Genomic DNA, 12,132 nt, shown 5'->3' with positions numbered 1-12,132 from the left:
TAACGGTGCGGCAACGCGCCGTCCTGCGCCGAGGGCTTCGGTGGAGCTGGTGTTTGACAACAGCGACCACAGTTTGCAGGGGGCGTGGGGGCAGTATGCTGAAGTGAGCATCAAGCGGCAGTTGACGCGTCAGGGCGAATCGACTTATTTCAGCAACAATCAGACCGTGCGCCGTAGTGTATAGGAATAAAGCAGTATAAATAAAATTAATCGATAATAATATCATTGCTGTGAAAATTAGTCAAAATGAGGCAACGCTACGAATATCATAAAATTGTATAACTCTTTGAATTTTAAGTGAAGTGTAAGCAGTATATTTCCATAGAATTTTCAAAGAAAGCAGGATTTGTTGTAGTTAAAGAATACTTCTAAAAACCACTGAAGATAATAAATGTACCGATAATCTAAAAAATCACACTGCTTGATAAATTGTTATAAACTTATTATGATAAACCAGTAGTTTGAAATAAAAATAGCAAAGCGATACGCTTTGGTATAGCACAAAGATTTATTATTAAGGTGGTAATCAATTTGCTGTGGATATTTCAGAGATCTTTCCCCTTAGGCTTACGGTAACGCAGTAATTTTTTATTTAAGTCGTATTTTTCACATTTGCCATCAATTTCTAAAGGAACAAAACATGCGTATTAAAAAAACTAGCTCGATTATGACAAAAAATAATAATCATCAATTGAGTACAGCATTAACTACTCTTACTTGTATGTTGGCAGGTATGTTTCCGATATATACCCAGGCAGCATCGATTTATGGATGTGATAGAAGCTTTTTTAGCAATGAAAATGCCGACGGTTGCTCTGTATCAGTGGGATTAGGTCAGAAATTAGATGGCTCCGTTACTGGTGGCAGTGCCCACAAAGGCTCGGCTAATAATAATCGTGTCAATGTTGCACACAGCGCACATGTTTCGGGTGCTATTCGTGGTGGAAGCTCGACTAAAAAAGAAACTAATCATAATGAAGTGGTGATAGGAAATAATGTCCAAATTGGTACGGAAAAAGATAATGGATTTGTTTTGGGCGGTTCATCGAGCGAATCAAGTGCTATTTTCAATGCTGTGCGTATTGGAGCTAATGCAATAATAAATGGTTTTGTTGAAGGTGGTTCTGCTAGTGGCGTAAAGACAGATGAGGCCAGCCGCAAAAATATTGAAATAGATTCCTCCAGCAACAGTGTTCATATTGGAGATAATTCGGTTGTAACAGAAAGTGTCTCTGGTGGTTCGGATGGGATGCTATCTTCCTTCAACGAAGTCTTAATCGGTAACAATGTCAGGGTAGGTCCGAAACTTCCCGATGAAGAATTGGTCCGTGGTGGAATTGTTACAGGCGGCAGCGCAGGACATCAAACTGATTATGTTCCTGTTGTCACTAACTCCAATGTCGTTAATATCGGAGATGATTTTTATGCCGGACAAGTATTAGGTGGTAGTTCAGGCAAAGAATCCAGTGTCATCCCTGATAATACAGAAAACAAAAACCGCGTTACTATTGGAGACCGTAGCAGAATATTTAATGTTGTTGCGGGTAATGGCACAGAAAAAGCTATTGTAAACAAAAATGAACTCAGAATCGGTAAAGATGCAAATATTAATAGGATACGTGGCGGTTACGCTTGGAATGGCAGCAATGTTTCTGAAAATTTGGTAACGATAGGTGCAAACCTGACTGCTGATGATGTTATAGGCGGTCAAGCTGGCTGGGAGAGCGAGGCAAACAACAATACTGTTATGCTCGGTCGTAATGCGACAGTGAGATATATGCTTGTCGGAGGGGTGGCAGTCACACGTGCAAATGGCAATAAAGTTCTGCTTAATAGAGATTTCAAGATTGCCAACCTCTCTGGAGGGGGGGCAACAGAAGAAGCCAATAATAATATCGTTACGCTTTTGGGCAGAGGCGAAGTTTCCGGTAAGCTCTATGGTGGTGTCAGCGATAATAAAAGTGTCGGTAATACGTTGAATTTGGGTAACATCAACGAACCGATAGAAATGAACAGCATATCTGCTGGTAAAGTTGGATATTTCAATACCTACAATTTTTATCTGCCCAACAATACCCGTAATCAAGATATCGCATTGAAACTGTTAGGTATTGAAGGGGATTTTGATTCAGTTATAGATTTGGGTAATGCTACGGTTAACAGCTATGTACCGGGAGATACTGCTTTGAAAGCAGGAGATATTGTACATTTGATACAGGTAGATCCCACCAGGGAAATCGCATGGAAAGGGCAAGGAAAGGTATATCAAGGCGTTACTCTGACTCATGATTTGGCAGATATTAGAGTGGACGAGCAGTCAAGAAACCTAGATTTAGTATTCCAAAAAAATAATATTAAGGACAGCATAAACGTTCCAGCTAACAACAATGGCTCTGTGAATAATACTGGTGCAGGGAATAAGAACAATGCCTCCAACAATACTGACACCACAATGCCATCTGCTAACGTCAACCCAAAAACTAAATCTTTGTTGCAAGGTCGTTTGGTTGCGCCAGCATTGATTAATGGTGGTTCAGCTTACCTTTTGGAAGGCGGTTTGGAATCATTCTATCAAAATACCAATGTAGATAAAAACAAAGCAAATACCGGTTCTAATGGCTTTGCTAATGTCCGTGCTGATAACCGTGAAGTAACGACAGGCAGTCATGTAAAACTGAAAGGTATGACATTTGATGCAGGTTATGCATGGAATAAACCTTTAGGCTTGGGTAATCTAACATATGGTATCGCTGCTGAATACGGTTATACTCGTTATACATCACATTTGGACGACGGTACCAGAGGTAAGGGTAAAGCTTGGTACTTAGGTGCAAATACATTTGGGAATTACTTGTGGAACAATGGCTTGTATATACAAGGCAGCCTTCGTATCGGCCGTGTTTCAGGAGACTACCGCAGTAACGATTTCGTGCATGCTAATGGCAACCAGGTCAACTATGACAGCAAATCCAATTACATAGCGGGCCATATCGGTGCAGGTAAGATTTGGCAGCTAGGCAGTCTAAATTCATTAGACACTTATATTAAATACTTTGACTCCCATACATCTAGTGATAAAGCTAAGTTGAATTCAGGCGAAACGTATCATTTTTCTTCAGTTCGTTCTCAAAGAGGCCGTATTGGTGTGCAATATAACCATCAGTTAGCCAAAACAAAATTGCATTTTGGTTTAGCTCATGAACGAGAATGGAATGGTCATGTACGCGCTCAATATCAAGGCTTATCCTTACCTAGTCCGACTATGAAAGGAGGGACCACTTTGGGTGAAGCAGGAGTAAATTACCAATTGGGCGGTAAACAATTGAATACGGCCTTGCAGGTTTACGGCGGTCGCCAACGAGGTGCAGGTCTTCATTTGGGCGTTAAATTCTGATTAATTCATGGAATTGATACTTATTTGAAACAATCTGCAACGGTTTCGTCAACGACGTTCTACGCAGATAATCTTCAAACTATATCTTTCCAGATGACATTAAAACCTGAATCCAGTGAAAACTGGACTCAGGTTTTTTCATTTTTGATTTTTAAATTTCCATCTTTATATCTCTCATCAATAAAATAAGAATATAATATTTATGCATTAAATAAACTCAAGATGCAAAAATCAAAATGCAAAGCGTACTAAGCATGCACTTTGTAAGCTAGAGCGTAATTTCATTTTACAGGCATAATACTTCCATGATTGAATTGTCGGTTTCTTCTACTGTTTTAGTATAAAATCCCACTTTATTTTTTTCCCGTCCTTATCTCATGCGCCTGACCCACATCAAACTCTCCGGCTTTAAATCTTTTACCGACCCGACCACTATTCATGTGCCGGGGCAGCTTGTTGCGGTCATCGGGCCGAACGGCTGCGGCAAGTCGAATGTGATTGACGCGGTGCGCTGGGTGTTGGGCGAGGCTTCGGCGAAGCAGCTTCGCGGCGAGAGTATGCAGGACGTGATTTTTAACGGTGCGGCAACGCGCCGTCCTGCGCCGAGGGCTTCGGTGGAGCTGGTGTTTGACAACAGCGACCACAGTTTGCAGGGGGCGTGGGGGCAGTATGCTGAAGTGAGCATCAAGCGGCAGTTGACGCGTCAGGGCGAATCGACTTATTTCATCAACAATCAGACCGTGCGCCGCCGCGACATTACCGATTTGTTTCTGGGTACGGGCGTGGGCGCGCGCGGTTATGCCGTTATCGAGCAGGGGATGATTTCGCGCATCATCGAAGCGCGGCCGGAGGAGTTGCGCGCTTATATCGAGGAGGCGGCGGGCGTGTCCAAATATAAGGAACGCCGCAAGGAGACGGAAGGCCGTCTGAAAGACACGCGCGAGCATTTGCAGCGTTTGGGCGATTTGCAGAACGAGTTGGCGCGTCAGGTGGAAAAGCTGGAGAAACAAGCGGAAACCGCCGAACGCTACAAATCCTTGACCGCTCAGTTGAACCAGCAACAGGATTTGCTCGATTACGCCCAATGGCAGCAATCGCTTGCCGCCGCCGACAAAGCGACCGCGCAGCATCAGTCTTTGCAGGCGCAGCAGGACGAAACCGCCGCGCAGGTTCAGGCGTTAAATGACGAAGTACACGCCTTGCAGACTGCCGAGCAGTCGCAGCAGCAGGCGGTACACGAATTGAGCAACAAACGCGGCGTGTTGCGCGAGCAGATTGCCCGTTTGGAAGAACAAATCCGCCATCAGCAAAACCTGCACCAACGCATCGAACGCGACAAGCAGGCGGCGCAGGCGCAGTTGCAACGCATTCATCAAGAGCAGCAGCAAATCCGCGTGCAGCTTGAAGAAAACGAGTTGCAGGTAGAAGAAAAGCAAACCGAATTGGCAGAGTGGGCGATGCAGGTTGCCGAACACGAAGAGCGTCTGCCCGAATTGGAAGAAGCCCAAGCCACGCTCAACGCCGCCTTCCAAACCCAGCAGGACGAGGCAAACCGTATCCGCCGCGAACTGGCGTTGAAGCAGCAGCAGCTTGCCCATGCCGAACAAACCGTTGCCAAACACGAAGAGCGCAAAGGTCGTCTGAAACAGGAAAACCAAGCCCTGAACCTGCCCGACGAGGCCGAAACCGCCGCCGCGCAGGAAGCCGCCGCCTTGTTGCAAAGCCAGCAAGAGCATTACGAAGAACAAATCATTGCCGCCGAAGAAGCCTTACACGCCGCCCGCGAGGCGTTTCAGACGGCCTCAAACCGCTTCCAAAGCCTGAAGCAGCAACACATCACCTTGCAGGCGCAGCAACAGGCGTTGTCGCAAATCCTGTCGCAACAGCAGGAAGCCGCCGACTTCTGGCAGGCAACCGACCACGCCGCCGCGCCGCAACTGTGGCAACACATCACCGCGCCCGCCGAGTGGCAGCACGCCTTGTCCGTCATCCTTGCCGAACGCCTGCACGCCCGCGCCGTGCCGCAAGGCTTCGTTCCGCCCGCGCCATTGCCGCAGGGGCAGGCGGCATGGCTTTCAGACGACCTCTCCGGCGGCATCAAAAAATCCCTGCCCGTACAGGCATTGCTGAACCAAATCCAAGCGCAGCCGCCGTTTCAGACGGCATTGCACTACTGGCTCGACGGCGTATTGTGCGCGCCCGATTTGAGCTACGCCCTCGCGCATCAAAGCGATTTGGGCGCACACCAAATCTGGCTCACGCCCGAAGGCCATCAGGTCGATAAAGTCAGCGTCCTGCTCTATGCCAAACCCGCGCAGGAAAGCCTGATTACCCAAAAAGCGCGCCTTGACGGCATTACGTCCGAACTGGAAAACCTCGCCCCCGAACTTTCTGCCGCCGAAGCCGCGTTCAAACAGGCGGAGGCCGCCGTGCGTTCGTCCGAAGTGCAACACAAAAACCTGATGCAGCAGCAACAGCAGCACACGCGCCAGTACAGCCAAGCACAGCAACGCGCCGCCGAACTTCTGGCGCGCACCAACCAAGGGCAAATCCGCCGCGAACACATCGAGCGCGAACTGGCGCAGTTGGCGGAAGAGCAGACCGTGTTGCAACACACGTCCGACGGGCTTTCAGACGACATCGCTACTTTGCAGGAAGCCGCCGCCGAACTCGAACACCAACAGCAAACCGCCGCGCACAGCCGCCAAGAGCAGCAAGGCCGTCTGAAACAGGCGCAGCTTGCCCTGCTGGAAGCCAACCGCCAATACGGGCTTGCCGAAGTCGCCGTCCACAAGCTCAACCAGCAAAAACAAAACTACCAACAGCAAATTGCCCAACTTGAACAGCAAACATTCGATTGGCAGGAACGCCAACAAGAGCTTGCTCTCGCCTATGAAACCGAGTTCCAAAACGACGAGCAGCACATCAAACTCGACGAGCTGACCGAAGCCGTACAAAATTTGGATGAAGAGTACATCGCCGTGCAGGAAAAACTCGCGCAGATTCAGGAGCAGGGTAGGGAGCAATATGCCCGCGTACAAACCCTGCAAACCAAGCTGCCGCAGCTTCAGGCCGCCACCCAAACCGCCCTGTTGCAGCAGCAGGAAGCCCTGATCAACGCCAAACGCTACCATCAAAACCTGACCGAACGCGCCGCCGACTTGGACGCGCTCGAAGCGTTGGCGAAAGAATCGCCGAAAGTATTGAACAGCAGCATCAGCAGCCTTACCCAGCAAATCGAAGCCCTCGGCGCCGTCAACCTCGCCGCCTTGCAAGAACTCGAAGAAGCGCGCGAACGCGACGGCTACTACCGCAGCCAAAGCGAAGACGTTCAGGCCGCCATCTCCCTTTTGGAAGAAGCCATCGCCCAAATCGACGACAAAACCAAAGCGCGCTTCAAAGAAACCTTCGACGCCGTCAACGGCAAAGTCCAAACCTTCTTCCCGACCCTGTTCGGCGGCGGCGAAGCCACCCTCAAAATGATAGGCGACGACCTCCTGACCGCCGGCGTGTCCATCATGGCGCGCCCGCCCGGCAAGAAAAACAGCACCATCCACCTCCTCTCCGGCGGCGAAAAAGCCCTCACCGCCATGAGCCTCGTGTTCGCCCTGTTCAGCCTCAACCCCGCCCCCTTCTGCCTTCTGGACGAAGTCGACGCCCCGCTGGACGACGCCAACACCTCGCGTTTCTGCAACCTGGTCAAAGAAATGTCGGCGCAAACCCAGTTCCTCTACATCTCCCACAACCGCCTGACCATGGAAATGGCGGAACAGCTCGTCGGCGTAACCATGCAGGAAAAAGGCGTATCACGCGTCGTTGCTGTGGACATCAAACAAGCGTTGGAAATGGCTGAGCCGAATTGAGGTAAGAACAAAGGCCGTCTGAAGGAATGAGGAAGAAATCTATAATTTCATCTTCCCATTTTTTCAGACGGCCTTTTTGTATTGGATACAGCGTTATTGTTTTGAAGTATTATCTTTGGCTCGTTGAGGCTGCCCCGAGCGTTGGTTGTTACCATTGACGGCATCACGCCATGCTTTGCGTTCGGCTTCGATTTTGGCGGCTACTTCGTGAACCATAGTTTCTTGTTTTTTGACGGCTGGCTCTTCCGGTGTGTTATCGGAAAAGTGGATGCCGTACCACAAGGCGGCGAAAATGCTGCAGACGAAGATAACGGCAATCAGGCCGACGATGGCCTGTTTACCGGCGAGGGGTTTTTCGGGGGGAGGGACGAGGACATCGAAGCAGTCGGCGCAATCGAGGGCGAAGCAGACGTTTTCGGCTTCTTTGCGGCCACGTCGGCCCTCTGTGATGTTGAAGGAAATGTGTTGCCCTTCGGCCGGAAGGCGGGTAAGGGTGGTGAAGGCGGCAAGGGCAAGAAAGATTTCTTGGCCTGTGTCTTCTATGGTAGCGGCTCCGAAGCCGCGCTTGCTGTTCCAGCGAGTAATCGTTCCGTAATAACGCATAATGTATGTGGGGATATTATTATAGGTAACAGTTTTCCTTGGACTGATTTTAAATCAAAAAGTTTAGTTATTGTCTTAATTTTACACTAGATTTGTCTTATTGGAAGCAGGCAGGCCGTCTGAAGGATTTCAGACGGCCTGTATGCTTTATGCCTACTTATTAAGCACTTTTTGGAAGGTATCGATCAGATGTTGCGCAATGGCACGGCTGCCGAATTGTTGCAGGCAATCTTGGCGTAAGCGGACGGGATCGTAGTTTGCATGGTTTTCGTAGAGGGTGAGCAATGCTTTGGTTAGTTCCGGTATGTTTTCGATTGGCACCAGCAGGCCGTTGTTGGATGTGACGATGGATTCGGGGCCGCCGCAGCGTGTGGCGATAACGGGTAAACCTTGCGACAGTGCTTCGATATAGACGACGCCGAAGGTCTCGGTACGGCTGGCGAGGACGAATGCGTTGCTGTGGCGCATGAGGTCTAGGGTTTGGTCGGTGGTTAATGCGCCGGTAAAGGTAACGGCGTGGTTGATGCCCAAGTCGCTTGCCAGTTGTTTCAGACGGCCTTCTTCTGCGCCGCCGCCGCCGATTTTGAGTTTGAGCTGCGGATAGGTTTTGAGTGCTTCGGCAAAAGCAGGTAGGAGCAGGTCGTGGCCTTTGAGGTGGCGCAGGTGGGAGACGCTGCAGAAGGTGAAGTCTTGATTGTTTTTTTCGGGGAACTCGAAATCCTGTTCAAAATTGCCGCCCAGCATATTGGGCAGGTATTGCCAGTCTGTACCGGCGTAGGTTTTTTCGAGAATGCGGCAGAAATCACGGCTGACGGCGAACCGGGCCGCGCTGTGGCGCACGGCTTCGTGCATGGACGGCCATTGGTTTTTGCGGACAAGGCCGCGTGAAATGGCGCTGCTGTGTTCGGTAATCACATAGGGAATGCCGTATTTTTTGAAGATGGCGCAGGCCAAAATGGCGGCGTAGTTGACGCAATGGGCGTGAATTACGTCGGGTTTGCCGTTGTCGGCGATATAGGCTTCAAAAGCTTTCATGCCTGCGTTGACCCAGCGGATACGGTCGATATCGACAACCGGACAGCGCGGAAAGAAATACATGCTGTCGTAGGCGTAAGTGTTGAGTCCGCCTTGCTGATGGCGGCGCAGGCCGTAGAAGCGCGAGAAGATGGTTTTCGGCTGGCTTCTCAAGTAGCGGAACATGGGTACGACCATGCCAATTTTCATGCCTTCGCGTTGCAGGGCTTGGGCTTGGAGGCGGAAAAAGATTCCGTCCACGTCGGTTTCGGAAGAAGGATACCAAGAGGGGATAACGACAATATGCATGATGTGTTTTTTATGGAAGTAGATAACGGCGAGGCCGTCTGAAAAGAAAAGATATCTTTCAGACGGCCTTTTGTCTATTTAGTTCAATCAGTTGCCAGCAACCGTCATTTTTGAAACCAAGATGGAGCCGATTTGGTTGGACGAACGGCGTAATGCGTCGTCTGCCACGCCGGTGATGTCGCGGTACATATCCTGCAAACGTCCGGCAATGGTGATTTCCTGAACCGGATAGGCAATGATGCCGTTTTCTACCCAAAAGCCGGCCGCGCCGCGCGAGTAGTCGCCGGTAATGCCATTGACGCCTTGTCCCATCAATTCGGTAACCAGCAAACCTGTTCCCATTTCTTTCAACAGGTCGGCCTGCGTGGCGTGGGTGTGGTTCAGATACAGATTGTGCGCGCCGCCGGCGTTGCCCGTTGTCTGCATACCGAGTTTTTTCGCGCTGTAACTGCTGAGGAAATAGCCTTCGACGACGCCGTCTTTCACCACAAAACGCGGATGCGTGGCCACGCCTTCGGCATCGAAATAAGTGCTGCGGAACGAGCGCAGGATATGTGGTTCTTCGCGAAGGCTGAGAAATTCGGGAAGCACCTGTTTGCCGATGCTGTCAATCAGGAAGCTGCTTTGGCGGTAGAGCGCGCCGCCGCTGAGTGCGCCGATAAGGTGGCCGATTAAGCCGACTGCGACGGTGGTGTCGAACAGTACGGGATAGCTGCCGGTCGGAACGCTGCGGCTGTTCAGACGGCGTAAAGTCCGTTCGGCTGCAGTTTGGCCGATGAGTTCGGGCGCGTCCATGTCTTCGTGACGGCAGGAAGAATCATACCAATAGTCGCGCTGCATGCCGTGTTCATCGCTGGCGACCACGCTGCAAGAAATGCTGTGGTGCGTGCTTTGCTGGTGTGCCGCAAAGCCGTGGGTGTTGCCGTAAACATATTGGTAATGGCCGGTATGAACCGATGCTCCTTCGGAATTTTCAATGCGTTTGTCCGTTGACAGCGCGGCCTGTTCGCATTGCTTGGCCAAATCGATGGCGGATTCGGTACTCAAATCCCATTCATGGTAGCGGTCGAGGTCGCCGATATGGGTTGCCATCAAGGCAGCGTCGGCAAGACCGGCGCAATCGTCTTCGGCGGTATAGCGCGCAATATCGATGGCGGCTTTGACCGTATCTTGCAGTGCTCGTTCGGAGAAGTCGGCAGTGCTGGCGCGGCCTTTGCGTTGGCCGACATAGACTGTAATGTCTAAAGATTTGTCTTGTTGGAACTCGATTTGTTCGATTTCGCCCAAGCGCACGCTGACGCTTTGACCGAGCGACTCGCTGAAATCGGCTTCGGCCGCGGTGGCGCCGGATTGTTTGGCCAAATCCAGCGTGTGTCCGCACAAGCGCAACAGCTCGTCCGGTGTGTGGTTAAACAGCATAAAAAGGTTTCCTGACAGGGTTTTGCGGCATTTTAACCGTTTCAGACGGCCTCTGCAAAAAACGCACGGAAAGGCCGTCTGAAAACTGATAAAATAGGCAGATTCAGAAAATCAGGGAAACACAATGTTTGAACAAGAAGACGAATGGGTCAGCAAAACCCAAATGAAAAAGCAGATGAACGATTTGCAGGCTTTGGGTATGGAATTGACCAAGCTCTCCAGCGATACGTTGAAAAAAATCGGCTTGGACGAAGAGCTGTTCGAGGCCATCGCCACCTATAAAAAAATCACGTCCAACAGCGCACTCAAACGCCAAGCTCAATTTATCGGCCGGCTGATGCGCGATACCGACCCTGCGCCCATCGAAGCCTATTTGGCCAAACTGCGCGGCGACAATACGGCACACAATGCCTTTTTGCAACGCGTCGAGCAGGCGCGTACCCGACTGTTGGCAGACGATGGCGCGATTACCCAATTTATGGCCGATTTTCCGCAAGCCGACGCCGGCAAATTGCGCACCTTGATCCGCAACACTAAAAAAGAGCAGGAACAAAACAAACCGCCGAAAAACTTCCGCGCGCTGTTCCAAGAAATTAAAGCAGTGATGGAGGCCGGTCAATTCGATGCTTCAGAAGAAGGGCAGGATTGGGAGGAATAAACCTCAAGGCCGTCTGAAAACGGATTGCGGTTTTCAGACGGCCTGTATCGTAATGCCGAAGGAGGATGACCATGAAATTTCGCCGCTTTGTACCTGCCTTGTTAATTAGTGCACTAACCCTCAATGGTTGTACTAACGATCTTTGGGAAAGAAATAGCCCGTTCCATAAAACCACAACCGAAAAAACCGTTGCCAAAGACAATATTCAAGCATTTGGCGTGGTTGCCAAAGACAATACGCAGTTGGAAAAAGGCAGCTTGGTCATGATGGGCGGAAAATATTGGTTTGTCGTTAATTCTAAAGATTCGGCCAAGTTGAAGGCGATCTTGGATGCTAAGCTGAGCAAACGGTTTCAAATGGTTCGGCAAAACCCAAAACAGGTGTATGAGGCTTTGCCGGTTGAATTGAAATCCCCTGAAGCGCAAACTTTCCGCTCGAATTTCTGCCTGCGTTACGATACTCAAAAAGTTGCCGAGATTGTCAAGTTGAAACAACTGGCGTTCAAGCCGGTTGAGCTCGATGGTAAAACTGTCTACACACGGTGTATTTCTGCCGAAGGTCATTATTACGCAACGCCGAAAAATGTTGCCGAAGACCGCCATTTTGACACTGCCGTTCCAGTCAGAATTTATTATACGGAAACCAAAACAAGCACCGATGTTTGGAAGTTGACGGGGAATATCCTGAAAACGCCATTGGCGCTGGCTTTGGATGCAGTCGGCGTAGTGATAGCAGGCTCCTATGCCGTGATCGGTGAAATTGTCGATGATTCACGCAAATAATATCCAAGGCCGTCTGAAAACGGATTGCAGGTTTCAGACGGCCTGGCCCTTAAAATAAACGCTTCAAAAATATTAATTTCTCTCTATTTA

The 12,132-nt window shown here is 50.0% G+C and carries 8 protein-coding genes; 5 read left to right on the top strand and 3 right to left on the bottom strand.

The window, feature by feature from the left end; all coding sequences use genetic code 11:
• The 3 genes from O3661_RS05105 to smc all read left to right on the top strand — a co-directional run.
• Positions 1–184: hypothetical protein (locus tag O3661_RS05105; RefSeq protein ID WP_371492530.1), on the top strand; the 184-nt coding region annotated here is incomplete at its 5' end.
• Between the two features lie 456 nt (positions 185–640).
• Positions 641–3,394 (top strand): autotransporter domain-containing protein, encoded by a 2,754-nt coding sequence (locus tag O3661_RS05100; RefSeq protein ID WP_371492521.1) that lies wholly within the window; start codon positions 641–643, stop codon positions 3,392–3,394.
• 377 nt (positions 3,395–3,771) lie between these two features.
• The gene (gene smc, locus O3661_RS05095; protein WP_371492519.1) at positions 3,772–7,257 is read left to right on the top strand and encodes a chromosome segregation protein SMC; all 3,486 of its coding nucleotides are present in this window, start codon (positions 3,772–3,774) and stop codon (positions 7,255–7,257) included.
• Between the two features lie 93 nt (positions 7,258–7,350).
• Here smc and O3661_RS05090 read toward each other — a convergent pair whose 3' ends face one another.
• The 3 genes from O3661_RS05090 to pmbA all read right to left on the bottom strand — a co-directional run bounded on the left by O3661_RS05090 (position 7,351) and on the right by pmbA (position 10,602).
• On the bottom strand, positions 7,351–7,860 hold the full coding sequence (locus O3661_RS05090) for a cold-shock protein (protein WP_371492517.1): 510 nt from the start codon (positions 7,858–7,860) through the stop codon (positions 7,351–7,353).
• Between the two features lie 153 nt (positions 7,861–8,013).
• Positions 8,014–9,183, bottom strand: a complete 1,170-nt coding sequence (locus O3661_RS05085) for a glycosyltransferase (RefSeq protein ID WP_371492516.1) — start codon at positions 9,181–9,183, stop codon at positions 8,014–8,016.
• Between the two features lie 87 nt (positions 9,184–9,270).
• Entirely contained in the window at positions 9,271–10,602 is a 1,332-nt protein-coding gene (gene pmbA / locus O3661_RS05080) for a metalloprotease PmbA (RefSeq protein ID WP_371492515.1), read from the bottom strand.
• Positions 10,603–10,726: 124 nt separating this feature from the next.
• Here pmbA and yjgA point away from each other — a divergent pair, with 124 nt between their 5' ends.
• The gene (yjgA, locus tag O3661_RS05075; RefSeq protein WP_371492514.1) at positions 10,727–11,260 is read left to right on the top strand and encodes a ribosome biogenesis factor YjgA; all 534 of its coding nucleotides are present in this window, start codon (positions 10,727–10,729) and stop codon (positions 11,258–11,260) included.
• A gap of 71 nt (positions 11,261–11,331) precedes the next feature.
• Complete coding sequence (locus O3661_RS05070) at positions 11,332–12,042, top strand: hypothetical protein (RefSeq protein WP_049344067.1); 711 nt, start codon at positions 11,332–11,334, stop codon at positions 12,040–12,042.
• The last annotated feature ends 90 nt before the right edge of the window (positions 12,043–12,132 follow it).

The organism is Neisseria sp. 20925_1_37 (assembly GCF_041433255.1).
In the GTDB taxonomy this organism is placed as follows: Bacteria; Pseudomonadota; Gammaproteobacteria; order Burkholderiales; family Neisseriaceae; genus Neisseria; species Neisseria flavescens_D.
This window is presented reverse-complemented; position numbering and strand designations above follow the sequence as displayed.